General features: G+C 65.5%; 23 protein-coding genes and 2 tRNA genes. 13 read left to right on the top strand and 12 right to left on the bottom strand.

Features of this window, described 5'->3' with window-relative positions:
* Nucleotides 1–13: 13 nt before the first annotated feature.
* Nucleotides 14–1,114, bottom strand: coding sequence for a PA0069 family radical SAM protein (locus E4S58_RS07125; protein WP_136635623.1), 1,101 nt, complete (start codon nt 1,112–1,114; stop codon nt 14–16).
* A 207-nt stretch (nt 1,115–1,321) separates the two neighbouring features.
* Between E4S58_RS07125 and E4S58_RS07120 the strand changes: the two genes are divergently transcribed.
* The 3 genes from E4S58_RS07120 to E4S58_RS07110 are packed head-to-tail and all read left to right on the top strand — an operon-like array spanning nt 1,322 to nt 3,221.
* The gene (locus E4S58_RS07120) at nt 1,322–2,026 is read left to right on the top strand and encodes a corrinoid protein (protein ID WP_136635622.1); all 705 of its coding nucleotides are present in this window, start codon (nt 1,322–1,324) and stop codon (nt 2,024–2,026) included.
* A 22-nt stretch (nt 2,027–2,048) separates the two neighbouring features.
* A complete protein-coding gene (locus E4S58_RS07115) occupies nt 2,049–2,681 on the top strand; it encodes a DUF1638 domain-containing protein (RefSeq protein ID WP_136635621.1) in 633 nt (210 codons plus the stop codon).
* Between the two features lie 21 nt (nt 2,682–2,702).
* Nucleotides 2,703–3,221, top strand: a complete 519-nt coding sequence (locus E4S58_RS07110; protein WP_136635620.1) for a hypothetical protein — start codon at nt 2,703–2,705, stop codon at nt 3,219–3,221.
* Between the two features lie 12 nt (nt 3,222–3,233).
* Here the strand turns inward: E4S58_RS07110 and E4S58_RS07105 are convergent, their stop codons facing one another.
* Complete coding sequence (locus E4S58_RS07105; protein WP_136635619.1) at nt 3,234–3,635, bottom strand: SufE family protein; 402 nt, start codon at nt 3,633–3,635, stop codon at nt 3,234–3,236.
* A 133-nt stretch (nt 3,636–3,768) separates the two neighbouring features.
* Between E4S58_RS07105 and E4S58_RS07100 the strand changes: the two genes are divergently transcribed.
* On the top strand, nt 3,769–4,266 hold the full coding sequence (locus E4S58_RS07100; protein ID WP_136635618.1) for a hypothetical protein: 498 nt from the start codon (nt 3,769–3,771) through the stop codon (nt 4,264–4,266).
* A gap of 3 nt (nt 4,267–4,269) precedes the next feature.
* On the opposite strand, the gene rnd is transcribed toward E4S58_RS07100, so the two are convergent.
* From rnd to E4S58_RS07080, 4 genes are all read right to left on the bottom strand, one after another.
* On the bottom strand, nt 4,270–5,427 hold the full coding sequence (rnd, locus tag E4S58_RS07095; RefSeq protein ID WP_136635617.1) for a ribonuclease D: 1,158 nt from the start codon (nt 5,425–5,427) through the stop codon (nt 4,270–4,272).
* Nucleotides 5,428–5,519: 92 nt separating this feature from the next.
* Nucleotides 5,520–6,116: a phosphoribosylglycinamide formyltransferase gene (gene purN, locus E4S58_RS07090; RefSeq protein WP_136635616.1), complete on the bottom strand. Its 597-nt coding sequence runs from the start codon at nt 6,114–6,116 to the stop codon at nt 5,520–5,522.
* Nucleotides 6,113–7,159, bottom strand: coding sequence for a phosphoribosylformylglycinamidine cyclo-ligase (gene purM, locus E4S58_RS07085; RefSeq protein ID WP_136635615.1), 1,047 nt, complete (start codon nt 7,157–7,159; stop codon nt 6,113–6,115). Before purM ends, purN begins: the two co-directional genes overlap by 4 nt.
* A gap of 57 nt (nt 7,160–7,216) precedes the next feature.
* Nucleotides 7,217–8,068, bottom strand: coding sequence for an MBL fold metallo-hydrolase (locus E4S58_RS07080; protein WP_136635614.1), 852 nt, complete (start codon nt 8,066–8,068; stop codon nt 7,217–7,219).
* Between the two features lie 126 nt (nt 8,069–8,194).
* On the opposite strand from E4S58_RS07080, the gene E4S58_RS07075 reads away from it, so the two are divergent.
* The 3 genes from E4S58_RS07075 (at nt 8,195) to E4S58_RS07060 (ending at nt 11,260) form a co-directional block, all read left to right on the top strand.
* Nucleotides 8,195–8,271 (top strand) — tRNA-Ile (locus E4S58_RS07075).
* Nucleotides 8,272–8,681: 410 nt separating this feature from the next.
* Nucleotides 8,682–9,692, top strand: coding sequence for a ligase-associated DNA damage response exonuclease (locus E4S58_RS07065; RefSeq protein WP_136635612.1), 1,011 nt, complete (start codon nt 8,682–8,684; stop codon nt 9,690–9,692).
* Entirely contained in the window at nt 9,689–11,260 is a 1,572-nt protein-coding gene (locus E4S58_RS07060) for a cisplatin damage response ATP-dependent DNA ligase (RefSeq protein WP_136635611.1), read from the top strand. The genes E4S58_RS07065 and E4S58_RS07060 overlap by 4 nt, the downstream gene beginning before the upstream one ends.
* Here E4S58_RS07060 and E4S58_RS07055 read toward each other — a convergent pair.
* Complete coding sequence (locus tag E4S58_RS07055) at nt 11,257–12,540, bottom strand: ATP-binding protein (RefSeq protein WP_136635610.1); 1,284 nt, start codon at nt 12,538–12,540, stop codon at nt 11,257–11,259. The genes E4S58_RS07060 and E4S58_RS07055 overlap by 4 nt on opposite strands.
* Nucleotides 12,541–12,591: 51 nt before the next feature.
* On the opposite strand from E4S58_RS07055, the gene E4S58_RS07050 reads away from it, so the two are divergent.
* From E4S58_RS07050 to E4S58_RS07040, 3 genes are all read left to right on the top strand, one after another.
* The gene (locus E4S58_RS07050) at nt 12,592–13,518 is read left to right on the top strand and encodes an MBL fold metallo-hydrolase (RefSeq protein WP_136635609.1); all 927 of its coding nucleotides are present in this window, start codon (nt 12,592–12,594) and stop codon (nt 13,516–13,518) included.
* An 82-nt stretch (nt 13,519–13,600) separates the two neighbouring features.
* Nucleotides 13,601–13,675, top strand: a tRNA-Asn gene (locus E4S58_RS07045).
* Nucleotides 13,676–13,832: 157 nt separating this feature from the next.
* On the top strand, nt 13,833–17,090 hold the full coding sequence (locus E4S58_RS07040; protein WP_136635608.1) for an acetyl-CoA carboxylase family protein: 3,258 nt from the start codon (nt 13,833–13,835) through the stop codon (nt 17,088–17,090).
* A gap of 33 nt (nt 17,091–17,123) precedes the next feature.
* Here E4S58_RS07040 and E4S58_RS07035 read toward each other — a convergent pair whose 3' ends face one another.
* Complete coding sequence (locus tag E4S58_RS07035; RefSeq protein ID WP_136635607.1) at nt 17,124–17,996, bottom strand: NAD(P)-dependent oxidoreductase; 873 nt, start codon at nt 17,994–17,996, stop codon at nt 17,124–17,126.
* Nucleotides 17,997–18,083: 87 nt separating this feature from the next.
* Here E4S58_RS07035 and E4S58_RS07030 point away from each other — a divergent pair, with 87 nt between their 5' ends.
* Nucleotides 18,084–20,552: a penicillin acylase family protein gene (locus E4S58_RS07030; RefSeq protein ID WP_240789482.1), complete on the top strand. Its 2,469-nt coding sequence runs from the start codon at nt 18,084–18,086 to the stop codon at nt 20,550–20,552.
* A gap of 148 nt (nt 20,553–20,700) precedes the next feature.
* Entirely contained in the window at nt 20,701–21,645 is a 945-nt protein-coding gene (locus tag E4S58_RS07025) for an aldo/keto reductase (RefSeq protein ID WP_136635606.1), read from the top strand.
* A 36-nt stretch (nt 21,646–21,681) separates the two neighbouring features.
* Here E4S58_RS07025 and hflX read toward each other — a convergent pair whose 3' ends face one another.
* From hflX to trkA, 4 genes are all read right to left on the bottom strand, one after another.
* The gene (gene hflX / locus E4S58_RS07020; protein ID WP_136635867.1) at nt 21,682–22,953 is read right to left on the bottom strand and encodes a GTPase HflX; all 1,272 of its coding nucleotides are present in this window, start codon (nt 22,951–22,953) and stop codon (nt 21,682–21,684) included.
* Nucleotides 22,953–23,192, bottom strand: coding sequence for an RNA chaperone Hfq (gene hfq / locus E4S58_RS07015; protein WP_005611588.1), 240 nt, complete (start codon nt 23,190–23,192; stop codon nt 22,953–22,955). The genes hflX and hfq overlap by 1 nt, the downstream gene beginning before the upstream one ends.
* 142 nt (nt 23,193–23,334) lie before the next feature.
* On the bottom strand, nt 23,335–24,852 hold the full coding sequence (locus tag E4S58_RS07010; RefSeq protein WP_136635605.1) for a potassium transporter TrkG: 1,518 nt from the start codon (nt 24,850–24,852) through the stop codon (nt 23,335–23,337).
* A 4-nt stretch (nt 24,853–24,856) separates the two neighbouring features.
* Nucleotides 24,857–26,233, bottom strand: a complete 1,377-nt coding sequence (gene trkA, locus E4S58_RS07005; protein ID WP_136635604.1) for a Trk system potassium transporter TrkA — start codon at nt 26,231–26,233, stop codon at nt 24,857–24,859.
* Nucleotides 26,234–26,338: 105 nt separating this feature from the next.
* Between trkA and E4S58_RS07000 the strand changes: the two genes are divergently transcribed.
* On the top strand, nt 26,339–26,806 hold the full coding sequence (locus tag E4S58_RS07000; protein WP_136635603.1) for a carboxymuconolactone decarboxylase family protein: 468 nt from the start codon (nt 26,339–26,341) through the stop codon (nt 26,804–26,806).
* Nucleotides 26,807–26,811 lie beyond the last annotated feature (5 nt).

Raw genomic sequence — 26,811 nt, 5'->3', positions numbered from 1 at the left:
GGGAAGGTGAAGATCAGCCGAACAGGCTGAGCTGGTCGCCCGGGCGCGGCGGATGCCGGAACAGATCGGTGCGCAGCGGAACGCCCCTGGTTTCAAGCCCCAGCCTGCGGCAGGCCGCGTCGAAGCGGGCGGCGATCATCTGGGCATAGACCCCCTCGCCCCGCATCCGCTTGCCCCATTGCGCGTCATAAAGTTCCCCGCCGTGCATCTCGCGCAGGCGGTTGAGCACCTTGGCCGCCCGGTCGGGGAAGTGTTCGGCCAGCCAGCCCTGCACCAGCGGCGCGACCTCGAGAGGAAGGCGCAGCATGATCCAGCTGGCCGTGCGCGCACCCGCGTCGCGCCCTGCTTCGAGGATCTGTTCGACCTCTGTATCCGTCAGGCCGGGCACGACCGGAGAGACCATGACGCGCACGGGGATCCCGGCCTCGGACAGGCGGCGGATTGTGTTGAGCCGGTTTTCCGGCGTGGGGACCCGAGGCTCCATCGTGCGGGCGATCTTGCGGTCGAGCGTCGTGACCGAGATCCCGACCGAGGCGAGGCCGTTGGCCGCCATGTCCGACAGGATGTCGATGTCGCGCAGGATGCCGGTGCCCTTGGTCACGATCGCGACGGGGTGATTGTAGTCGCGCAGCACCTGCAGGCAGGCGCGGGTGATGGCGCGGTCACGCTCGACCGGCTGATAGGGGTCGGTGTTGGTGCCGATGGCAATCGTCGCGGGGGTGTAGCGCGGGTTTCGCAGTTCACGCTCAAGCACCTGGGCGGCGTTGGTCCGCGCGGTGAGACGGGTTTCGAAATCAAGCCCCGGGGACAGGCCCAGATAGGCGTGCGTCGGCCGCGCGAAGCAATAGATGCAGCCGTGTTCGCACCCCCGGTAAGGATTTATTGACCGATCGAAGGGAAGATCGGGGGACTTGTTGTAGGTGATCAGGCTGCGCGCGATCTCCTCGCGCAGTTCGGTGCGGATCTGCGGGGTGTCTTCGGGGATGTCCCAGCCATCGTCGGTGGCGATCCGGGACTGCGACTCGAACCGGCCGGTATGGTTGGTCGCGGCCGCCCGCCCGCGCCGCGTGGCAGGGTCTATGGGAAGGGCATCTGGCGGGGCGTCCTGCGTCATGCCCGGCAATCTGGAACAAAGGTGGAACATTGACAAGAGGCAGGTGCAAGATGCCGCGAAGGTGATGAGAGCACGGGATAAATCAGGACGCGACGGGTGGCGAGGTCGGTAGATGATGCTGCCATGTCGCAAAAGGCGGAGTGGGGTTGCGACGAATTCGTCAAGGGTGACCCATGATCACGCCATGACGCGCATCGAGGAAAGCCCATGTCCGACGACGAATCCGACATCATCCTGTCAGAGCTGAACGACGACGAACTCGTCGACCAGATGTTTGACGACCTTTACGACGGTCTCAAGGAAGAGATCGAGGAAGCGGTCAACATCCTGCTGGAACGCGGATGGCAACCCTATGATATCCTGACCAAAGCGCTGGTCGGCGGGATGACCATCGTGGGTCACGACTTCCGCGACGGGATCCTCTTTGTCCCCGAGGTTCTGCTGGCCGCGAACGCGATGAAGGGCGGCATGGCCATCCTGAAGCCGCTGCTGGCTGAAACCGGCGCGCCGCGTGTCGGCAAGATGGTGATCGGCACCGTGAAGGGCGACATCCACGACATCGGCAAGAACCTTGTCGCGATGATGATGGAAGGCGCCGGGTTTGAAGTCGTCGATCTGGGCATCAACAACGCGGTCGAATCCTACATGGAAGCGCTGGAATCCGAAGCGCCCGATATCCTTGGCATGTCGGCGCTGCTGACCACCACGATGCCCTACATGAAGGTCGTGATCGATTCGCTGGTCGAACAGGGCAAGCGCGACGATTACATCGTCCTCGTGGGCGGTGCGCCCCTGAACGAGGAATTCGGCCGGGCCATCGGGGCGGACGCCTATTGCCGCGACGCGGCCGTGGCGGTTGAAACCGCCAAGTCGATGATGGCACGCAAGCACAACCAGGGCGTGGTGCGCTGATCCGCCCGACGCGGAGGACGTGATGCAGGTTCCGAGCGATCAGGACCTTACGACGAAAGGAATGGCGGCCTCCGGCGGGGGTCGCCTTCTTGTATTGGCCTGCGGGGCATTGGCGCGCGAAATCCTGGCGCTGATCCGGGTGAATGGCTGGGATCACGTCGATCTGCACTGCCTGCCCGCGATCCTGCACAACCATCCGCAGAAGATCGCCGGGGCCGTCGAAGAGGCCGTCCTGGCACGGCGTGACGGGTATGAGCAGGTCTTCGTGGCCTACGCCGACTGCGGCACGGGCGGGGATCTTGGGCGCGTGTGCGACCGGCTGGGCGTCCAGATGATCCGCGGTCCGCATTGTTATGCCTTCTTCGAAGGGGTCGACGCCTTTGACGCGCGGGGCGAGGTCTTTTCTTTCTACCTCACTGATTTCCTGGCACGGCAGTTCGATACCTTTGTCTGGCGCGGGCTCAAGATCGACAAGCACCCCGAACTGCTGCCGATGTACTTCGGCCACTACCAGACGCTGGTCTATCTGGCGCAGACGGATGACCCCGCGCTGACCGCGCTTGCGCAACAGGCCGCCGACAAGCTTGGCCTCGCCTTCGAGCGGCGTTACACGGGCTACGGAGAGCTGGCGACCGCCCTGGCCGCCGCCGTCTGACCGCAACCCGACCGGACCCGCATGATCCCTTCACTCAAAGAAGATTGCAGCAAATGCGCCGCGCTGTGCTGTCTCGCCCTGACGATCGACAAGGGCGAACACTTTGCCATCGACAAGCCTGCCGGGGTTCCCTGCCCCAACCTTGACGGCCACGGCTGCCGCATCCATCGCTGGCTGCGAGTCGAGGGGTTTTCCGGATGCACGATCTATTCCTGCGGCGGCGCCGGCCAGCGTGTCACGCAGGAGTTGTTCGCGGGGCAAAGCTGGCGGGACGACATGGCCCTCAAGGTGCCCATGATGGAGGCCTTTCGCGGCATGCGGGCGATCCAGGACCGGCTGGCGATCCTTGTCGCGGCGCAGGACAACCTTGATCTTGATGCCAGCGACGCCGCGCGGGTGCGCGAGATGATCGGCTGGCTGATGCCCGATGCGCTGGATTTCGACCTGGTGCGGTTCTTTCCGGAATCGGTCGAAGCGGCCGAGATCGACCTGTTCCTGCCGGGGCTTCGGCGCTACGTCACCGGGCGCACCCTGGGCTGAGCCCGTGATGGGTCAGGCGGCGACGGTGCGGATGCGTTCGATCATGGCGCGCACACCGTTCGACCGCTGCGCCGACAGGTGATCCTGCAGACCAAGCCGGGCCAGTTCCGCCTGGGCATCGACGCCACCAACCTGTGCCACCGGCAGATCGTTGTAGAGCGCGCGCAGCACCGCGATCAGCCCGCGCACGATCATCGCGTCGCTTTCGCCGTCGAACCGGAACGTGCCGCCGTCGATCTTGGGAAACAGCCAGACCTGGCTGGCGCAGCCATCGACCTTGTTGGCAGGCACCTTCAGCGCGTCCTCCAGCGGATCCATCGCCTTGCCCAGTTCGATGACATGCCGATAGCGGTCTTCCCAGTCTTCCAGGAACTCAAAATCCTCGACGATCGCTTCGAATGCGGGTTGGGCCATCTGCGCCTCCTTGGTGTGGAGCTTTGGTCTGGGGTTGAGGTAAGCGCCCGGATCGCCCATGTCCAGCGGATGGAACGGCTTTTCAACCCGGGTTCAATGCGCTACCCAAGCTTAAGACAGGAGAGGCCCCTTCATGCGCAAGACAATTCCCCTTCTTTTGGCATCCGCCCTGGTGCTGACCAGCTGCGGTGCCGTGCGGGATAGCCGGTACAACCCGTTCAACTGGTTCGGACGTGGGGAATCGCGTCAGATCGAGAACGTGGAAGGGCGCAATCCGCTGCTGCCGCGTCGCAGTCTTCTGGCTGCGCGCGAAAAGGACGACAATCGGACACCGATCCAGCAGGTCACGCTTCTGGCGATCGAACGGAACCCGTCGGGCGCGATCCTGCGGGCCGAAGGGGTCACGGCCTATCAGGCGGCCTATGATCTGGGCCTGCGCCTGGTCGAGGATGTCGAGGTGCCCGAGGGTACGCTGCGCTATGCCTTCGTCGCCTACCAGCCGCGTCGCGCCGTGGGCACCGAGGCCTCGCGCCGCGTGGTCACCGCGATCGAGCTGACGGATGCCGAACTGGCCTCTGTGCGGCGAATCGAAGTGGTGGGCGCGGCCAACGTGATGACCGCGCGCCGCTAAGCCTTAGAGCTCGACGATTTCGACCCGGCCCTTGCGGGCGGCGAGCCCGACCTCGCCGTCGCAAAGCCGCAGGGCGTCCTTGCCAAAGACATCCATGCGCCAGCCCTTGAGCGCCGCCACGTCCCGCACGCCGGCCGACAGGGCATCCAGTTCCGACGTCGCGGCAATCAGGCGCGGCGCCACGCCTGCACCATCGGCCTTGGCCTTGAGCAGGACGCGCAGCAGATCGGCCAGCGCCGGATCCACCTGAAGCTTCTGGTTGGTGGTGTCAGGCTTTGGCAGGTCTTCCTGCGGCATCTCGAGCCCGGTCTTGACCGCGGCCAGGATGCCGTCCGCGATCTCGCCCTTGCGGGCTTCGCGCAACAGCAGGCGGGACCGGCCCAGATCCTTCATGTTGGCGGGCTTGGTCGAGGCGAGTTCGACCAGCGCGTCGTCCTTGTAGACCCGGCTGCGCGGCACGTTGTTGCGCTGCGCATAATCTTCGCGGAAGGCGGCCAACTGCTGGACGATGCCCAGGAAACGCGGCGAATTGGTGCGGGTGCGCACGCGCTGCCAGGCTTCGGACGGGACCACCGTGTAGGTTTCGGGCGAGGTCAGAACCTTGAGCTCTTCTGCCACCCAGCCTTCGCGCTTCTGCTTCTTCAGCTTGTCGGCCAGGAATTCATAGATCTTGCGCAGGTGCGTGACATCGGCCAGCGCGTATTTCTTCTGCGCATCGGTCAACGGACGGCGCGACCAGTCGGTGAACCGCGAGGATTTGTCGAGCTGTTCCTTGGCGATCCGCTTGACCAGCGTTTCATAGCCGACCTGTTCCCCGAAACCGCAGACCATGGCCGCGATCTGCGTGTCGAACAGTGGTTCGGGAATGACGCCCTGATCGACAAAGAAGATCTCAAGATCCTGACGCGCGGCGTGGAACACCTTGACCACGCTGGTGTCGCGGAAAAGGTCGTATAGCGGCGCAAGGTCCAGCCCCTCGGCCAGCGGGTCGACCAGAACGGCGGTCTCGTCGTCCTCGCCGGGCATGGCAAGCTGGATCAGGCAAAGTTGGGAATAATAGGTTCGTTCCCTCAGGAACTCGGTATCGACTGTGACATAGTCGTATTTCGCCGCTTCGGTGCAGAATGCAGCAAGGTCTTCGGTCGTCGTAAGTGTTTTCATGCGGTCAGGTTCGTCCTGAATATGAAGCGTCGGTGACGCGGTTCAGCTTCTATATTCCATCCCCGGACGGGATGAAAGCGGTCGTGTCGCGGTCAGTCCGCTGGCAGGTCAAAGGTCGTCCGGTTGCCTTCGGCAAAGCGGCGCAGGGCCATGGGATACAACCGATGTTCCTGCACCAGCACCCGCGAGGCCAGCGCTTCGGGCGTGTCGTCGGGCCGGATCGGCACGCGGGCCTGTCCAAGGATGGGGCCGTCGTCCAGTTCGGCGGTGACCTCGTGCACAGTGCAGCCGGCCTCGGTCTCACCGGCCTCGATCGCGCGGGCGTGGGTGTGCAGGCCGCGGTACTTGGGCAGAAGCGAGGGGTGGATATTGATCATTCGGCCCGCGTAATGGCCGGTGAAGCCTTCGGTCAGGATGCGCATGAAGCCGGCCAGGCACAGGATATCGGGCCGGGCGTCGTCGATCACCTTGATCAACTCGGCCTCGAAGGCCGCGCGGTCGCCCCTGTGGGGGCGATGATCGACAACGGCGGTCGGGATGCCACGCTCGGCGGCCTTGGCCAGCCCTCCGGCGTCCGCGTTGTTCGACAGAACCAGCACGGGCCGCGCAGGGTGGTCACCGGTCATGCTGTCGACAAGGCTGACCATGTTTGATCCGCCACCGGAAATCAGGATTGCGACCCGCTTCAAAAGAGGCTGCCCCGATAGCTGACCCCCTGCCCGTCCGCGATCTGGCCCAGCTGCACCACGTCATGCCCGGCGGCGGCGAAGTGATGGCGCGCGACCTCGACCTTGTCGGAGGGAACGACGGCGATCATGCCGATGCCGCAGTTGAAGGTCTTGAGCATTTCCTTCTGGTCGATCCCGCCGTGTTCGGCCAGCCAGTGGAAGACGGGCGGCAGGGTCCAGGTGTCCAGGTCGATCTCGGCGCCCAGCCCTTCGGGCAGGACACGCGGCAGGTTCTCGGTCAGACCGCCGCCAGTGATATGGGCCAGTGCGCGAACGCAGTCGTCTTTCACGGCCGCGACCGCGCCTTTGACATAAAGCGCCGTCGGGGCCAGCAGCGCCTCGCCCAGGGTGCCGTCCGAAAACGGGCAAAGGTCGGACCACTTGAGGCCAGATCGTTCGACGATCTTGCGCACAAGGCTGTAGCCGTTGGAGTGCACCCCGTTCGAGGTCAGGCCGAGCAGCACGTCGCCCTTGGCCACGCCGCGTGGCAGGTCCTGCCCGCGTTCCATCGCGCCCACGGCAAAGCCCGCGAGGTCGAAATCGCCCTCGTGATACATGCCGGGCATCTCAGCCGTTTCGCCACCGATCAGGGCACAGCCGCTGTCCTCGCAACCCTTGGCGATGCCTTCGATGATTGCCGTCGCCTCGTCCAGCTTCAGCTTGCCGGTGGCGAAATAGTCCAAGAAGAACAGAGGCTCTGCCCCCTGGCAGACCAGATCGTTGACGCACATGGCGACCAGATCGATGCCGATGGTGTCGACGTTGCCGGTGTCGATGGCGATGCGCAGCTTGGTGCCGACGCCGTCGGTGGCCGCGACGAGGATCGGATCGTTGTACCCTGCCCCCTTCAGATCGAACAGCGCGCCGAAGCCGCCAAGCCCCGCCATTGTGCCGGGCCGCGCGGTGCGCTTGGCGGCGGGCTTGATCCGCTCGACCAGTTCATTGCCGGCGTCGATATCGACGCCCGCGTCGGCATAGGTGATCCCGTTCTTGATGTCGCTCATCTGGCCCTCCGGATGGTTGCGCCCCCGATAGACCACGGCGGCGCGACTGTCCACGGGTCAGGCGGGCGTCAGGCGATATCCGATCCGCGCCTTTTCCACCCGCCATGGCCCGGGTTGCGGGACATGCGGGCCGAGGATGGGCAAGCCACTGGCGGCGAGGTCGGCAAACAGCGCCCTGCGGGTGGCGCGGGCCTGCACCGGATCGACGTCGAACAGCACGCCCCAGTCGGGCTCGGCCACCTGGAAGGCAGCGGAATGGATGGTGTCACCCCAGATCAGCAGGCTGTCGCCGCCGTCGTCGATGCGGATGCCGGAATGCCCGGGGGTGTGCCCGGGCAGCGGCACCATGGTCAGCCCGGGGGCGAATTCGGTCTCGACCCCGATCTCGCGCCGCGTGTCGGCATAGGGCGCGCAGGCCCGGCGCGACACGTCAAGCGAGGCGCGTTCACGCCCGCCCGGGCGGGTCCGGTCATAGACGGCATCGGAAAAGAAGTGATCCCAGTCGCCTGCCCCATGGATCAGCTGCGCATTGGGAAAGGTCTTGGCCCCGTCGGGGCGCACCATCTGGCCGACATGGTCAACGTGCAGATGCGTCATGGCCAGCCGCGTCACCTGGGCCGGCGCGATCCCGGCCTTGGCAAGATTATCCATGAAGGCGCCGGTGGTCGGCGAATAGCCATCGGGCGCACCGGCATCGACCAGCGTGATGTCATCGCCATCGCGGATCACGAACCCCTGGATAGGCACGGATACGGTTTCGCCGTCATAGGCCTCCCCGGACTGGGCGGCGGCGGCATGGGCGCGGTCGGCGTCATAATCCGGGAACAGCGCGTTCGGCGCGCGGCCAAATCCGTCCGTCAGCGTCAGAATGTCGAACCGGCCGACCCGGGTCGTGATGATGTCCTGCATGTGTCGCCTCCCTTGCGCGGGGCGAGCCTAGCGGCGTGCCGGGCAAAGGCCAACCACCGGACGCCAACCACCCGGCCCAAGGATGCTTGACCACGCCCCGCCCCTCGCCTAATCCACGGGGATGGCGGGCCTGTAGCTCAATTGGTTAGAGCAGAGCGCTCATAACGCTTTGGTTGCGGGTTCAAGTCCTGCCGGGCCTACCAAACCTTCCGTCTTACGATTACATGAAAAGCTTGCCCAAGAGCAGATCTTGGACAAGCTGTTCTCGTCTATGGCAGTTTCTCAACGTTTGCTGTCAGGCGTCCGCCTAACCGGTTTCCACTCGTTCCCAGGCTTGGTCGTTGGTGGAAGACGGGTATTGTCCGGAACGGTTGAGAAATTGGGCTTCTTCCCCCCTCGCGGGCCGACTTCTTGGAAGATGCCACCATTTCTGCCGGTATTGGATCCAGGTCTCTTTGTCATTTTGTATTCACCTCCTTTCAGGTTTCATGGTATATCAACAAGTCTACCACACAATATGTGCGATACCGTCATACAATTTGTGGAATTCGAACATTGTGGTTCAAGTCCTGCCGGGCCTACCAAACCTTCCCCTTCCGCCTATGTCAGATGCATGCGTTACGACGACATGCTGCATCCCACACCGCAGGGGCTTTATTGCCCGCCCGGCGATTTCTACATCGACCCGGTCGCGCCCGTGCCCCGGGCGCTGGTGACGCATGGACACGCCGATCACGCGCGCTCGGGGCATGGCGCTGTCATGGCAACCCCGCAGACGCTGGACATCATGGCCCTGCGCTATGGCGCGGGGTTCACGCGGGATCGCCAGCCCGCGGGGGGTGACCGGGTTGAGGTCAACGGCGTCGGCGTTGTCTTCCGGCCGGCCGGGCATGTCCTGGGATCGGCGCAGATCGGCTTGGAGTACAAAGGGATGCGGATCACCGTGTCGGGTGACTATTGCCGCCACCCGAACCCCGCCTGCGCCCCGTGGGAACCGATTCCGGCCGATGTCTTCGTGACCGAAGCGACCTTTGCCCTGCCTGTCTTCCGCCACCCCGCGCCGGAAGAGGAGATGGCCAAGTTGATGGCCTCGCTCGCGACCTTCCCCGACCGGGCGCATCTGATCGGCGCCTATGCCCTTGGCAAGGCGCAGCGGGTGATCGCCTTGATCCGCGCCGCCGGGTGGGACCGGCCCATCTATATTCACGGCGCGTTGCAGGCGCTGTGCGACTACCACGTCGACCAGGGGATCGACCTGGGAGAGCTTCGTCCCGCCACGGCCGAGCGCAGCAAGAAGGCCGACTATGCCGGAGAGATCGTGATCGCTCCGCCCGGCGCGCTGAACGGGCCCTGGGTGCGGCGGTTTCCCGATCCGATCCTGGGCTTCGCCTCGGGCTGGATGCAGATCCGCAACCGGGCCAAGGCGCGCGGGGTCGAGCTTCCGCTGATCATCTCGGACCATGTCGACTGGCCCGACCTGACCCGCACGATCCAAGAGCTCGCGCCGCAGGAAACCTGGATCACCCATGGGCGCGAAGATGCGCTGATGCGGTGGTGCGAGCTGACACAGCGGGTCGGTCGGCCGCTTCGGCTGGTGGGCTACGAGGACGAGGTCGAGGAATGAAGGCCTTTGCCGATCTTCTGCAAAGCCTTGCCGTGACGCCCGGACGGAACGACAAGCTGCGGCTGCTGACCGGCTATTTTCGTGCGCGGCCCGACCCGGAACGCGGGCTGGCGCTGGCCGCGCTGACCGGGGATCTGGATCTCAAGAAGGTCACGCCTTCGCTGCTGCGGGGGCTGGCGGTGGACAAGATCGACGAGGTTCTCTTTGCGCAGTCCTATGATTTCGTGGGCGATCTGGCCGAAACCATCGCGCTGATCTGGCCCGATCCGGTCGATCCTGTGTCGCCCGATCTGCCCGATCTGGTGGCCGAGTTGCAGACCACGGGGCGCAATGCCCTGCCCGGTGTGATCGCGGGGCGGCTGGATCAGATGGTGGCCAACGATCGTTATGCCTATCTCAAGCTTGCGACCGGCGGGATGCGGGTCGGCGTGTCGGCCCGGCTGGCCCGGACGGCCTTTGCGCAGTACGGCGACCTGCCCCTGACCGAGATCGAGGAACTGTGGCACGGGCTGACACCCCCCTACACCGCGCTGTTCGAATGGGCCGAGGGCGGTGAGAAACCCGTCAACGCCGCCCGCGCGCCGTTTCGCCCGGTCATGCTGTCGACCGCCATCGACCTTGAGGGGCTGCGCGACCTGCCACCCGAGGATTTCGTGGCAGAATGGAAATGGGACGGCATCCGTGTTCAGGCGGTGTCTGACCAGGGGGTGAAGCGCCTGTATTCCAGGACCGGCGAAGATATCTCGGCCGCCTTCCCCGATGTGATCGACGCGATGGACTTTGACGCCACCCTGGACGGAGAGCTGCTGGTTCGGCGCGGCGATCAAGTCGCGCCCTTTGGGGATCTGCAAAAGCGTCTGAACCGCAAGACCGCGCCGAAGACACTGTTGAAGACACATCCGGCCGCCTTGCGAATATACGACATTCTGATCGAAAATTCGCGCGATCTGCGGGATCAAACTTTCCCGGATCGGCATATCCGGTTGCAACGGTTGGTCGCCAATCTGCCGCCGGACCGCATCGACCTGTCGCCGGTTCTGCCGTTTGAGACGTGGGAGGATCTTGCCCGCCTGCGTGCCGATCCGCCGGAAGCGGTGATCGAAGGCGTGATGATCAAACGCAAGGACAGCCCCTATCTGGCCGGTCGGATCCGGGGCCATTGGTACAAGTGGAAGCGCGACCCCATGCGCATCGACGCCGTTTTGATGAATGCACAGCGTGGCCACGGCAAACGATCCGGCTATTTCTCGGATTTCAGTTTCGGCGTCTGGGACGGAGATCAGCTTGTCCCCGTCGGCAAGGCCTATTTCGGCTTTAGCGACGAAGAGCTGAAGGAGCTGGACCGGTTCGTGCGGCAGAACACCACCGACCGTTTCGGCCCCGTGCGTGCCGTGGCGCCCGGGCTGGTGCTTGAGATCGCGTTCGAAGGGCTCAATCGCTCCAATCGGCACAAGTCCGGGCTGGCGATGCGGTTCCCGCGCATTGCCCGGATCCGCCGCGACAAGCCGGTGGAAGAGGCCGACCGCATTGAGACCCTGCGCGCCATGCTGCCCGAGGCGACGGATTAGCGCGCCAGCACGATATCCGCCTGTAACCCGCCCAGCTTGCGCGATTCCCCCAGCCGCAGCACGCCACCATGCGTTCGCGCGATGTCCGTCGCGATGGCCAGCCCCAGCCCGACGCCCGATCCGCGGTTCTGGTTGCGCGCCGGTTCCAGCCGGGCGAAGGGGCGCATCGCCTCCTCTCGCCGGTCTGCCGGGATGCCGGGGCCATCGTCGCTGACCCTGATGCGCAGGGATTTGTCGGTCATCTGCACCGACACCTCGGCCCGCGATCCATAGCGCACGGCGTTGGAAATCAGGTTCTCGACCGCGCGGCGCATCGCCCCCGGACGGATGTTGACCGTGCCCTCTCCGTCGACCTCGTCCAGCGTGACCTTCGCCCCGCCCCGCGCCGCGTCTTCGACGATGGCGGTGACAAGCTCGATCGGGTCGACCTCGGCCACCTGTTCCGACGACGCCCCCCGCGCAAAGGCCAGGAATTCGTCGATCATGCGCTGCATCTCGGTCACGTCACGCTCAAGCGGCTCCTTCTCGTCGTCCTCAAGCATCGACAGGCCCAGCTTCAATCGTGTCAGCGGAGTCCGCAGGTCATGGCTGACCCCCGACAGCATCAGGGTGCGCTGTTCGATCTGTCTCTCGATCCGGCTGCGCATGGCCAGAAAGGCCTGTCCGGCCGCCCGCACCTCGGTCGCGCCGCCGGGGCGATAGGGCACGGTCTGGCCCTTGCCGAAGGCCTCGGCCGCCGCCGCCAGCCGGGTGATCGGGCGCAGTTGGTTGCGCAGGTAAAGGTAGGACACCAGGGTCATCAGCCCGCCGAAAAACGCCATGTTCACGAACAGTTGGTGCGGGTTCGAGGCCGACACGCGGCTGCGGGCAAAGCTCATGGTCAGGGGCGGCTCACCGACAAGATGCACGCGCACGACATAGTCATCCGGCAGTTCGACCGCCCGCAGATCCGGCACGCGGTTGCGCAAGGTCCGGATCACCGAGACGCCCGACAGATCGTACCACCGCCGGACATCGCGCACGGGCGGCTCGCGCCCCTCGACCACGGTGAAATTCAGCGCATCCGCCAACCGGTCGCGATCCTCGGGCCCGGCCTGTGCCACCAGCACAAGCTCATCCGTCAGGGTGCGGGTCATCTGGGTCGTCACGCCTTCGAAATGGCGCTGGATGAAGACGACCGACGCGACCAGCTGCACCACGACGACCGGCAGCACGAGGATCAGCGCCGCCCGTCCGTACAGGCCGCGCGGCACATATCGTTTGAGCCAGCTGAAGTCCATCGTTACGGTGCCCCCGATCCTCACCCGGGGACAAGACCACAGGACGATCCCATGCACCAGCCCGACACCGCCGCCCTTCCAGAAACCCCGCAAGAGGTCGGGCCCGGCATCCGCCGCATCCTGTGCGACAACCCCTCGCCTTTCACCTATACCGGGACCAACACCTATTTGGTCGGATCCGGGGGCGGTGTGGCGGTCATCGATCCCGGCCCGGTCAACCAGGGCCATCTGGAGGCCATTCTGGACGCCCTGCGCCCGGGCGAACGCATCACCCACATCCTGACCACGCACGCGCATCTGGATCACACGCCCTTGGCCGGGCCGCTTGCCCGGGCCACCGGTGCGCCGGTCTATGCCTACGGGCCCGCGACGCGCGGCCAGTCAGACGTGATGCAGCACCTCGCAGCTCAGGGCGGGCTCGGTGGCGGAGAAGGCATGGATTTCGACTTTGCGCCCGACCATGCGCTTGAGCATGGTGAGGTCATCGCGGGCGACGGCTGGTCGCTGACCGCGCTCTGGACACCGGGGCATCACTGCAACCACCTGTCGTTCGACTGTGACACCGGCGCGGGATACGGCACCGTCTTTACCGGCGATCACGTCATGGCCTGGTCAACCTCGATAGTCTCGCCCCCGGACGGAGACCTCACCCAGTTCATGCAGAGCTGCGAGGTTCTTCTGTCACGCCCCGCGCATCTGTACCTGCCCGGCCACGGCCCCGAGATCACCGATCCGCATGGCCGCCTGAACTGGCTTGTCGCGCATCGCCGTCAGCGCGAGGCCTCGATCCTCACTGCCCTGTCCGATGGCCCCGCCGACGCCGCCACCCTTGCGGGCCGGGTCTATACCGACACGCCCGCCCACCTCATGCCCGCCGCCGCACGCAACGTCCTTGCGCATCTTATTGACCTCTATGGGAAAAACACCGTCGCCCCGGACGGAGAGCTGACCGCCACCAGCATCTTCAGGCTGACGTAGGGGCCGAAATGAGATTTTCGCAAATTAATGACGAAATGCCTCTGGACGCGCTGAATCGGTGTTGCTATACGCCCCCTCGTGTTCCGGCGTAGCTCAGCGGTAGAGCAGTTGACTGTTAATCAATTGGTCGTAGGTTCGATCCCTACCGCCGGAGCCAAAATCCCCTAAGCTACCACCGTGACTGCATGAATCGCATGCAGTCGACAGGTCTGTCCCGTTTTCCCGTTGATCCCGACGCGATCCGGTGAAACCCTCCGGCGACCCCGGGAGGAGGTTCGGCGTTGCGCTGGATCGGGGAGTGAGGACCGCAGGACATGACCCTTTTCAACACGTTGCTCATCGCCAATAGGGGTGAGATCGCCCTGCGTCTTGGCCGGACCGCCCGGGACAAAGGCCTGCGCACCGTGGCGATCCATCCAAGTGATGATGCGCTGTCGTTGCACGTGTTGCGCGCCGATCAGGCCGAGCGTCTGCCCGGCAGGGGCGCTCAGGCCTATCTGGACGCGGCCGAGATCGTTTCGGCGGCGCGGCGGTCGGGGGCCGGTGCGGTGCATCCCGGCTACGGGTTCCTGAGTGAAAGCGCCGATTTCGCAGCCTTGGTCGAGGACGCGGGGCTGATCTGGATCGGTCCCACACCCGAACAGCTTGAGCTTTACGGCGACAAGGTCCGGGCGCGCGGGCTGGCGGTGGACTGCGCGGTGCCGGTGGTTCCGGGTACGTCCGGGGTCGTGGATGCCGCCGGTGCGCTGTCGTTCTTCGAGACGCTGCCAGAGGGGGCCGCGATGGTCGTCAAGGCGGTGGCCGGCGGTGGTGGTCGCGGCATGCGTGTCGTGGATGACGCGGGTCAGGTCGGGGCCGCAGTCGCGGAGGCCGCGCGTGAGGCGCAGGCGGCCTTCGGCAACGGCGCGGTCTATGCCGAACGCTTCATCCCGCGCGCGCGACATATCGAGGTGCAGGTGCTGGGCGATGGCCAGGGCGGCGTGGCCATCCTTGGCGAACGGGACTGCACGCTTCAGCGCCGCCATCAGAAGGTGATCGAGATCGCTCCGGCGCCGATGCTGGATCCCACCACCCGCAAGGCGCTGCACGATCACGCCCGGCGTATGGCCGAGGCGGGCCGCTATCGCAGCCTCGGAACCTTCGAATTCCTTCTGGATCGGGCGACTGGCGAGGTCTTCTTCATCGAGGCCAATCCCCGCATCCAGGTCGAACACACCATCACCGAGGAGGTTTTCGACGTCGACCTGGTGTCGCTCCAACTGCGCATCGCCAATGGCGCGCGGATCGCGGATCTTGACCTGCCCGACGGCCCGCGCGGTGTCGCCGTGCAGGCCCGCGTGAACATGGAGGAGATTGGACCGGACGGCGCTGTGCGGCCCTCGGGCGGGGTGATTGCGGCCTATGATCCGCCTGCCGGCCCGGGTGTGCGGGTCGACGGGTTCGGCTATGCGGGCTATGCGACCTCGGGCTTTTACGACTCTCTTCTGGCCAAGGTGATCGTGCGGGGGCCGGATCTGGGATCGGCACTGGCACGATGCCGCCGGGCGCTGTCGGAATTCCGGATCGACGGCGTGGCGACCACCCTGCCCTGGCTGCAGGCGATCCTGACCCGGCCAGAGGTCGAGACCTACGACCTGCACACGCGGTTCATCGAAGACCACGCCCCTGACCTGGCGCAGGCCGCCATCCAGGTGCCGACGGCGTCCTTCGGTGAGACAGGGACAACCGGCGAACACCCAATCGCGCAAGTCGCGGCCGGCGATCTGGCAGTCACGGCGCCGATGCAGGCCACGGTGATAGACCTGTCGGTCCAGCCCGGCGCGGCGGTCGCCAAGGGCCAGGTCGTGGCCGTGCTGGAGGCGATGAAAATGGAGCATACGATCGAGGCGCCCGAGGCCGGCGTCGTCACCCAGCTGCATGTTCAGCCCGGTGCAACGCTGATGCCCGGCGCGCTTCTTCTGTCGCTCACCCCCGGGGATGGACCCGATCAGGACACGGCCGAGGCTGAGGAGCTCGATCCCGACGCCATCCGCCCCGACCTGCAGGAGCTTTTCGACCGCATCGCCCTGGGGCGCGATGACGCCCGCCCCGACAAGGTGGCGAAACGCCATGCCAAGGGCCAGCGGACCGCGCAGGAAAACCTGGCCGATCTGTGTGATCCGGGCACGTTCAACGGGTATGGCGATCTGGCCGTGGCGGCACAGCTGCAGCGCCGCTCGGTCGAGGATCTGGTGCGGAACACTCCGGGCGATGGCATCCTGACCGGCACGGGAATGGTCAACGGCGCCAGCTTTGGCGATGCCGGCCGCTGCGCCTTTGCCATCGGGGATTACACGGTGCTGGCGGGCACACAGGGGCAGCGCCATCACCGCAAGCTTGACCGGATCTTCAAGCTGGCGGGCGACCACGCCCTGCCCATGGTGTTCTTTGCCGAGGGCGGAGGCGGTCGGCCCGGCGATACCGAACGTGCCTCGGTTGCGGGGTTGGACGGGCCCAGCTTTGCCGCCTTTGCGGCGCTCTCGGGTCACGTGCCGGTCGTCGGCGTCGTGGCGGGACGGTGCTTTGCCGGCAACGCCGCGCTGTTGGGATGTTGCGATGTCGTGATCGCGACTGAGGACAGCAATATCGGCATGGCCGGCCCGGCGATGATCGAAGGCGGCGGGTTGGGTGTCTATGCGCCCGATGACGTGGGACCGATCGACGTGCAGTGGGCCAATGGCGTCGTCGATATCCGCGTCGCGAACGAGGCCGAGGCCTGTGCCGTGGCGAAACAGTACCTGTCGTATTTCCAGGGCGACCTGTCCGACTGGACGGCCCCGGACCAGCGCGCATTGCGCCGGGCGATCCCGGAAAACCGCCTGCGGGTCTACGAGATCCGCGATGTGATCCGCACCATGGCGGACGCGGGATCGGTGCTTGAACTGCGGGGCGGCTGGGCGCCAGGGATGGTCACCGCGCTGATCCGGATCGAAGGGCGCGCCTATGGGCTGATCGCCAACAATCCCAAGCACCTGGGCGGTGCGGTCGATGCCGATGCCGCCGACAAGGCCGCGCGGTTCCTGCAGCTGTGCGATGCGCACGGGCTGCCGGTGGTGTCCCTATGCGACACGCCCGGCTTCATGGTGGGCCCCGAGGCCGAAAAGACCGCGCTGGTGCGCCACGTCTGCCGCATGTTCGTGACCGGCGCGGCGCTGACGGTGCCGGTCTATTCGGTCGTATTGCGCAAGGGCTATGGGCTGGGCGCGATGGCGATGGTGGCGGGCGGGTTCAAGGAATCCGCGCTGACGGTCTCATGGCCGACCGGCGAGTTCGGGGGCATGGGGCTGGAAGGGGCCGTGCGCCTGGGCTACCGGAAAGAGCTTGAGGCCGAAACCGACCCGGCGGCGAAACAGGCGCTGTTCGAAAAGCTTCTGGCGGGGTTCTACGATGCCGGGAAGGCCGTGAACTATGCGATGGCCACGGAAATCGACGCGGTGATCGACCCGATGGAGACGCGTCAATGGCTGGTCAACGCCCGCCGCGCGGCACCGCCGATCGGCCGGGGCACGCCCCGTTTCATCGACACATGGTAGGTGCGCCCCGGGCTGACGCCGGGGCGCATCCGGTCACTCCACGCCGTTCAACCGCTTGATCAGCGACGAGGTATCCCAACGCCCGCCGCCCATGCGCTGCACGTCCTTGTAGAACTGGTCGACCAGCGCGGTGACGGGCAGCGAAGCCTCGATCTCGTTCGCGGTATCCAGGCAGATGCCCAGATCCTTGCGCATCCAGTCGACGGCAAACCCATGGTCGAAATGATCGTCCAGCATGGTCTGGTACCGGTTCTGCATCTGCCATGACCCGGCCGCACCCTGAGAGATCACCTCGACCACCTGCGCGCCGTCCATGCCGGCCTTCTGGGCGAAATGCAGCGCCTCGGACAGGCCCTGGACGAGGCCCGCGATGGCGATCTGGTTGCACATCTTCGTGATCTGACCCGCGCCCACATCGCCCAGCCTGCGGCAGATCTTGGCATATGCGTCGATCACCGGCGCGGCCTTGGCAAAGGTCGCTTCATCCCCGCCGCACATGACCGACAGCTGGCCATTCTCGGCCCCCGCCTGCCCGCCGGAAATCGGCGCGTCGACATAGCCCAGGCCCCCGCCCGCCGCGATCGCGGCCAGGTCGCGCGTGACCCGTGCCGACACCGTGGTGTGATCGACAAAGATCGCGCCTTCGGCCATGCCGGCAAAGGCCCCGTCGGTGCCGGTGCAGACCGACCGCAGGTCATCGTCGTTGCCGACGCAGGACATGACGAACTCGGCCCCCTCGGCCGCCTCGCGCGGGGTGGCTGCCATGGCGCCGCCGTGGTCCTTCACCCAGGCCTCCGCCTTGGCGGCGGTGCGGTTGTAGACGGTGACCTCGTGCCCCTTGGCCTGCAGGTGCCCGGCCATCGGATAGCCCATCACCCCGAGCCCCAGAAACGCAACTTTTGCCATGGTCTTTCCCCCTCTTGCGGCTTGTCCTATAGCTTGTGTCGAGGCAAGGACCCGAAGGCAAGGGGCCTGAGGGAAAAGGACTGGCAGATGTTGGGCAAAGTGTTTCTGTGGCTGTTTCGCATTGCCACCGGCCTGATCGTGCTGGGCGTGGTGGTGGCCACGCTGGCCTACTGGTTCGCCTCGCGGTCCCTGCCCGATTACGAAAAGACGCTCGAGGTCGCGGGCATCTCGGCGCCGGTGGAAATCGTGCGCGACAGCGCCAACGTGCCCCATATCTTCGGCGCAACCGACGAAGATGTGCTCTATGGCCTGGGCTATGCCCATGCGCAGGACCGGCTGTGGCAGATGCTGACCATGCGCTGGACGGTGCAGGGCCGCCTGTCCGAGGTCTTCGGCGCGCGCACCCTGCGCATCGACAAGTTGCTGCGGCGGCTGGACCTTTACGGCATCGCCCGCGATGCGGTCGACATGCAGGATGCCGAAACCACGGCCAAACTGCGGGCCTATGCGGCCGGGGTCAACGCGCGGCTGGACGAGATCAACAGCGACGCCCTGGGCCGCGGCGCGCCCGAGCTGTTCCTGTTCAACGCCCCCGTCGCCCCCTGGACGCCCGCCGACAGCCTGGCCATGGGCAAGCTGATGGCGCTGCAGCTGTCCGGCCATGTCTCGGACGAGATCATGCGCGCCCGCACCTCTCTGGCGCTGGACGACCCGGACCGGCTGCGCGACATCATGCCGGATGCGCCGGGCGCGCCGATCGCCGCCCTGCCGAAATACGCCGCGCTGTTCGACGACCTGCCGCGTTATGCGCAAGGCGCGGGCCTGCCCGACGATCCGCTGTCGCCGATCAATCCCACGCCGCTGGCCGGCGCCTCGAACGCCTTTGCCGCCGCGCCGTCGCGGTCTGCCGCCGGGGGCACGCTTCTGGCCAATGACCCGCACCTGGGCTTTTCCGCGCCTGCGATCTGGTACCTGGCCCGGCTTGAACTGGCCTCGGGCGGGGTCATCGGCGGCACCATCCCGGGCATTCCCTCGGTTCTGACGGGCCGCTCGGAACAGCTCGGCTGGGGTCTTACATCTTCTTACCTGGACGACCAGGACGTCTATATCGAACAGTTGAACCCGCAGAACCCGAACGAATACCGCACCCCCGACGGGTTCAAGGAATTCGAGACGCGCGGGTCGATCATCCGCGTCAAGGGCATGGACCCGGTCACCATCACCCTGCGCTGGACAGACAACGGCCCCGTGCTGGCGGGCAGCGACTACAACCTCGCCACCGTGACGCCGCCGGGACATGTGGCCAGCCTCGCCTGGTCGGCCTTCCAGGTCGAAGACCGCACGATCGCGGCTGGTATCCGGCTGATGTCGGCCGGGTCGGTCGAAGAAGCTATCACCCTGCTCGAGGACTTCTCGGCCCCCAGCCAGAACATCACGCTGGTCGACCGGTCCTCGATCGCCATGAAGCTGGTCGGCCGGATGCCCGCGCGGGATGCAGACCATGCCTCTCAGGGGCGGATGCCGACGCAGGGCTGGCTGGCCGAAAACCGCTGGAAGGGGTTCCTGCCCTACGCCGACAATCCCGAATTCCGCGACCCCGAAGGCGGGATCCTTGGCAACACCAACAACAAGGTGATCGACCGGCCCTTCCCGAACCACGTCAGCTTCCTCTGGGGTGACACGCAGCGGGTGCATCGCTGGCAACGCCTGATGCAGTCGCGCGGCGTGCACACCCGCGACAGCTTCATCGAGGCGCAGCTTGACACCGTATCCTTCACAGCCCGGTCGCTTCTGCCGCTGATCGGCAAGGATCTGTGGTTCACCGGCGAAGCCGCACCCGAAGGCACGCCGCAACGCCTGCGCCAGCGCGCGCTGGAACTTCTGGCCGACTGGAACGGTGAGATGAATGAACATCTGCCCGAACCGCTGATCTATTCGGCCTGGCTGCGGGCGCTTCAGACCCGGCTGATCCAGGACGACCTTGGCCCGCTGGCGCCGGAATTCACCCATGTGAACCCGGTCTTCATCGAACGAGTCTACCGCGACATCGACGGCGCCTCGACCTGGTGTGACATCCGCCAGTCCAGCCGCGTCGAAAGCTGTTCCGACATCGCCCGGCTGGCGCTGGACGACGCGCTGGTCTGGATCGACGAACGCTATGGCGACGCGCTGGAAAGCCTCAGGTGGGGGGATGCCCACCAGGCCACCCACGATCACCAAATCCTGGGCGAGGTGCCGCTGCTGCGCTATTTCGTGAACATCCGCCAGTCGACCAGCGGCGGCGACAACACACTGATGCGCGGCATGACGAAGGGCACCGGCCCGCTGCCCTTCCTCAACGTGCACGGGGCGGGATTCCGGGGGGTCTATGACTTCGCCGACCCGAATTCCTCGGTCTTCATCATCTCGACCGGGCAGTCCGGGCATTTCCTGTCGCAGCATTACGATGATCTCGCCCAGCTTTGGCGACGCGGCGAATACGTGCCCATGTCGCTGGATCAGGATCTGGCTCGCGCCGCCAACGAAGGCATCACGCTGCTGCAACCCGCGCCCTGAATTTCTCTTTGTCAAAAATATCCCGGGGGGAGTCCGCAGGACGGGGGGCAGCGCCCCCCTTTGCCGCCTCAACACCGGGTGCGCGAAAATGACCCTTGGCGGCGCCGCCTGCCGCCTTACCCTAAGCCTCCAACGCAAGGAGCTTCCAATGACCCCCGTCACCCTCGGCCGCACCGGCCTGAAGATCTCTCCCGTCGTCTTCGGCTGCAACGTCTTCGGCTGGACCGTGGATGAAGCCGCCTCGCACCGGCTGCTCGACCAGTTGATGGACCACGGGCTGACCACGCTTGATACCGCGGACGTCTATTCCAAGTGGGTCGAAGGCAACGTCGGGGGGGAAAGCGAAAACATCATCGGCACCTGGTTCGCCGATCGACCCGGCGCGCGCGACAAGGTCCAGCTGATCACCAAGGTCGGGATGGAGATGCCGGGCCAGGGCGAAGGTCTGTCATCGTGGTGGATCGAAGCCGAGGTCGAACAGTCGCTGAAGCGCCTGAAGACCGATCACATCGATCTCTACCTGTCGCACAAGGCCGACGACAGCGTCCCGCATGACGAAACGCTCGAGGCCTACGACCGGCTGATCAAGGCGGGCAAGGTGCGCGCGATAGGCGCCTCGAACTTTTCAGCAGACCAGATGCAGGCGGCCGAGGACGCGGGCCCCGATCTGCCGCGCTATGGCGCGTTGCAGCCCGAATACAACCTTTACACCCGCGACACCTTCGAGGGCGCGCTGGAACAGTTCTGCGTGGCCCATGACATCGGGGTCTTCCCCTACTACGGCCTCGCGTCCGGGTTCCTGAGCGGCAAGTACCGCGGCCAGGACGACCTGAAGGGACCGCGTGGCGAACGCAGCGTCGGCAAGTACATGAACGCGCGCGGCATGGCGATCCTTGGCGCGATGGATGTCGTGGCCGAAGAAACCGGCGCGTCCCTGGCGGAAATCGCGCTGGCCTGGCTGCGTGGCAAACCCAGCATCACCGCGCCGATCGCCTCGGCCACCTCGGCGGCGCAGGTCGACAGCCTGGCGCGGGCGGCAGTTCTGGAGCTGAGCGCGGATCAGATGGCCCGGCTGGATGCGGCCGGGGCGTGACGGGGTGACAGGGGCCGGATCACCGGCCCCGATAGCCTACAGCGCGCGAAACCGGGCGGCCTGCTTGGCCGTCCAACGCACTGTCATGCGATGGCCATCGTCGGTCTGGGTGTCGTCGACGACGACGCCCTGATCGAACAGCCAGGCCCGCGCGCGGCCCTGGTCGAAGCCGACGGTCAGGACCTCGGTCAGATGTTCCTGTTCCAGCCCCGCCTCAATGGCCTTGAGAAGCGCGTCGAGCCCGTCGCCCGTCACGGCCGAGATCGCATAGCACCCCTCGCGCTCTGCCCGGCGCAGCACGGCCTCGCGCTCTTCCTCGTCGAACTGGTCGATCTTGTTCCAGACTTCCAGAACCGTCACATCCTCGGGCAGGCCCAGATCCTGAAGGATCTCGGTCACGTCCTGCTTCTGCTCGTCCGACTCGGGGTGGCTGATGTCACGGACATGCAGCACCAGGTTCGCCTCAAGAACCTCTTCCAGCGTCGCGCGGAAGGCCGCGACAAGCTGTGTCGGCAGGTCCGAGATGAACCCCACGGTGTCGGACAGGATCACCTCGGGGCCATTGTCGGGCAGCCGCACGCGCCGCATCGTCGGATCGAGCGTGGCGAAAAGCATGTCCTTCACGAAGACCTCGGCCCCGGTCAGGCGATTGAACAGCGTGGATTTCCCGGCGTTCGTATAGCCCGCAAGGGCCACGATCGGGAACGGCACCTTGGCGCGGGCGGCGCGGTGCAGTTCGCGGGTCTTCACGACCTTGTCCAGCTGTCGCCGCAGGCGCACCAGCTGTTCGTCGATGGCGCGGCGGTCGGCTTCGATCTGCGTCTCGCCAGGACCACCCACAAACCCAAGCCCGCCCCGTTGACGTTCCAGGTGGGTCCAGGCGCGGACCAGCCGGGTGCGCTGATAGTTCAGCGCGGCCATTTCGACCTGAAGAACACCTTCACGGGTGCGCGCCCGGTCCGAGAAGATCTCAAGGATCAGGCCGGTTCGGTCCAGAACCTTGACGCCCCACTTCTTTTCCAGGTTGCGCTGCTGAACCGGGGTGACCGGACCGTCGACCAGCACAAGTTCAACATCATGGTCGGATAATTTTGCCTTGATCTCTTCGATCTTGCCCGATCCGAACAAAGTTGCCGGTACGGCCTTGGCAATGCGCACGATGTCGGCCCCCTGAACCTCTAGATCAGGGAGCGCACGCGCCAACGAGACCGCCTCCTCTAGCGCGTATTCGGGCGCATGGCGGCGGTCTTCGGATTTCAGTTCGGGATGCAGTACCCAGGCCCGGGTGACGGGCCTGTCATGGGGTATCAATTGCTGTCTTCGCCTTCATACAGGCTGATCGGTTGGGCCGGCATGATCGTAGAGATCGCGTGCTTGTACACCAGCTGCGATTGACCGTCGCGGCGCAGCAGCACACAGAAATTGTCGAACCAGGTGATAACACCCTGGAGTTTCACACCATTGATCAGGAAAATGGTAACCGGAACCTTCGTCTTGCGGACATGATTCAGGAACGCGTCCTGCAGGTTCTGTCTGTCGGAAGCCATAATTGTGGACCTTTTTTTCTTTTTTTGTCGTCTTCACCGGGCCGCAAAGCGGCCAACCCTCTAGCGATTTCAAGTATGGGGTCTCGTTTCGGCGTTTGCTACCCCATATTTTCCAATTGTACCATCGCGATGCGCTTCTGCGTCACCCGCGCCACAAATCCGGATTGAGCAGCGCAATAAACGCCAGCAGTTCAAGCCGGCCAAGCACCATTCCGGCGGCGAAAACCACCTTGGCGGCGGCCCCCAGCTCTCCGAGACGGATCACCGCATCGCTGCCATGTTCCAGCAACGGACCGGTGGTTGTCAGCGCGGCGACGGCCAGTACCGTCGCGGCCTCGAAGTCCTGTCCAAAAAGGGCCAGAAGCATCATCAGTGCCGCCAGCGTCATCGCGAACAGCATGAAGAAGATCCAGGCGTGATAGGCGCCCTGACGTCCGATCCGCCGCGCCACGGCACCGATTCCGGCCACCGCATTGGGGTGGACGAGCTTTTGCATTTCCTGCAGCCCGTTGAGGTAGAGGGCGAAGACGCGCATCAGCTTCACCCCGCCCGCCGTTGTGGCCACGCCGCCCCCCATGATGGCCAGTCCCATCAGGATGATCCCCGGCGTTCCCAGCCCCGACCAGACCTGCGCACTGTCCCATTCGCCGCTTTCGAAACCGGCGGTGGTCAGGAAGCTCATGACCGTGAACAAGGCCCCCCAGAGCGCGCGCAGCCCAAGCGCCACGTCTTCGCCGGCGTCGACTTCGAAGGCGGCGATCCAGTGGCGCAGGAACAGCAGGACGGGCACGCCCAGAACGATCAGTGCGCCAAGGCGCAGTTCCGGGTCCAGGTGCAACCCGAAGCGCGAGACCGAGGTGTCGGTGGTGAAACTGACCCGCGACAGGGCAAAGACCAGGAACAGCAGGATCACCATCTCGCCCGCGATGCCGCTGTCGGCATTGGGCAGCCCGCCGATCGGGGTGATGCCGCTGGTCGCCATGGTCGACATGGCATGGCACAGCGCCACCAGCGCCGTGTCGCCGTTGATCAGCAACAGCACGCAAAGCACCGCCGTCAGCACCGTGTAGATGGGCGCCAGCTGGACAAAGTTCCGGCCGACGCGGCGCAGGATGTCGGCCCGCTGGAACCGGTCGGCATAGCTGTCGGGCCCGCCGGATGCCGCGGCCCAGGTGACCTCGAACCCGCCAAGGTTCAGCGGCGCCAGCACGGCCGCCGCCGCCACCCAGATCAGCAGCCCGCCCATCCAGCCAACCTGCGCCCGCCACAGCTCAAGCACCGGTGACAGGCGGCCCGGTTCGAACAGCGGCGCGCCCGTCGTCGTCAGGGCCGACACCATTTCGAGGTAGGCATTCAGAAAGGACGTCTGGCCGATCGACTCCTGAAACGGGATCGCCAGGTAGACCGGCACCAGGACATAGGTGCCCAGCAGGGACAGCAGCCCGATCAGGTCGGTGTTCCGCCCCGTCCACGACTGACGCCCGCGGGCGATCGCGATCAGCCAGGTCAGGATCATGCCCAGAACGCCCGCGTAGAAGAAGCTGCGGGCGATCAGGAATTCCTCGGTCCCGAGCGCGACGATGGCGGGCAGCATCATCGACAGCGCCGCACAGGCGACGATGATCAGGAACAGGGGCTGGTCATCCAGACGCAGGCGCATGGCACTAGAAGTAGTCGATGGAGACCTGAAGCAGTCGCTCCACCTCGGGCACATCATCGGCAAGGGCGAAGATCAGGATGACGTCGCCGGCCTCGATCTTGATCTTGCCATCGGGTTTGTAGACCTTGCCGTTCTGCTGGATCGCGCCAACCAGAACGCCTTCGGGAAAATCGATGTCACGCAGCGTGCGACCGGCGATCGGGCTGGTCGACAGGACCTCGGCCTCGATCACCTCGGCCTCGGCATCGCCCACGGAATAGACGCCGCGCACGCGCCCGTGCCGGATGTGGCGCAGGATCGAACTGACGGTGGTCTGACGCGGGTTGATATGCGCGTCGATGCCAAGCGGCTTCATCATCGTCGTCAGCGAGGTATCGTTGATCAGCGCGATCGACATGTGACAGCCAAGCGCCTTGGCACGCACGGCCGTCAGCATGTTGGTCTTGTCGTCGTCGGTCACGCACAGGATCGCATCCGCGCGGCTGACCCCGGCTTCGGCCAGAAGCGCCTTGTCCAGCCCGTCGCCGTTCAGAACGATGGTTCTTTCCAGCGCATCGGCAGCCCGTTCTGCTATGGTTCGGCTTTTCTCGATAACCTTCGACCGGATGCCGCGCCCGCGTTCTTCAAGCCGCTGCGCGACCGACAGGCCGACGTTGCCGCCGCCGACGATGATCACGCGTTCCTGGGTCTGGGTCGACTTGCCAAAGACCTCAAGCGTGCGGGGCACGTCCTCGGTCACGACGCAAAGGTAACAGGCGTCACCCGGGAAGATCTGATCGCCGGGTTCGGGCGCGAACAGCCGCCCCTCGCGCCGGATGCCGACCACGATCGTCCGCAGGGTCGAGAACAGGTCGGTCAGCTGCCGCAGCGGCGTGTTCACCACCGGGCAATCTTCGTCGATCATGATCCCCAGAAGCTGCGCCTTGCCGTTCAGGAACATCTCGGTGTCGAAGGCGGCGGGGGCGGACAGACGCTGCAACGCGGCCTCGGCGACCTCGCGTTCGGGGGAAATCACCACGTCGATCGGCAGGTGATCACGACGGTAGAGATCGGAATAGATCGCCGTCAGATAGCTTTGCGACCGCAGGCGCGCGATCTTGCGCGGGATCGAGAAGACCGAATGCGCGACCTGGCAGGTGACCATGTTCACCTCGTCCGAATGGGTCGCGGCGATGATCATGTCGGCGTCATTGGCGCCGGCACGTTCTAGGATGTCGGGGTAGGAGGCGAAGCCGGCAATCCCCTGCACGTCCAGCGTGTCGGTGGCACGGCGCACCAGTTCGGGATTGTTGTCCACGACGGTGACGTCGTTGTTTTCGCCAGACAGGTGGCGCGCGATCTGCCAGCCGACCTGCCCTGCCCCGCAGATGATGACTTTCATCCCTTGTCCCCCGGGGTTTCTGTCGTTCTGAACCTATCGCATGACAGATGCGTGTGGGGTGGTCAAACGAATTGTCCCGGATGATTAAACCGTTAGGATCAGGCCATGCGCAAAGACCGACTCCTCATCACCCTGGGCCTCCTCGCCGTGCTGACGGGCTGTTCGCAGCAGATCAGTTACCGCGAAGGCGCGACCACCGCCGAGATCCAGAGAGAGGTCGACGCCTGCGCGCTTCGGGCCGTGCGGGCTGCGCCCGTCGCCAACCAAACGGTCATTCTGCCGGGTGAGTGGATCCCGCCGCAAAAAGTCTGCGACGGCGCGGGCAATTGCACGGTGCGCCCGGGCTATCGCAGCTTTCCCGAGTTCGAAACCGTGGACGTCAACGCCGATGAGCGCCGTCTGCTGACCCGCACCTGTCTGGCCGAGCGCGGCATTGACCGGGTGTCCCTGCCGCTGTGCGACGCATCGGTGAAGAATGCCACGGTGCCGGGCGTGACCCGGGTGCTGCCGAAACTGCGGGAACAAAGCTGCCTGATCCCGCGCGGATCAGGCGCCTACCAGATCGTGCCCTAAGCCGA

It is taken from the genome of Pseudooceanicola onchidii, assembly GCF_004959925.1.
GTDB lineage: Bacteria > Pseudomonadota > Alphaproteobacteria > Rhodobacterales > Rhodobacteraceae > Pseudooceanicola > Pseudooceanicola onchidii.
This window is presented reverse-complemented; position numbering and strand designations above follow the sequence as displayed.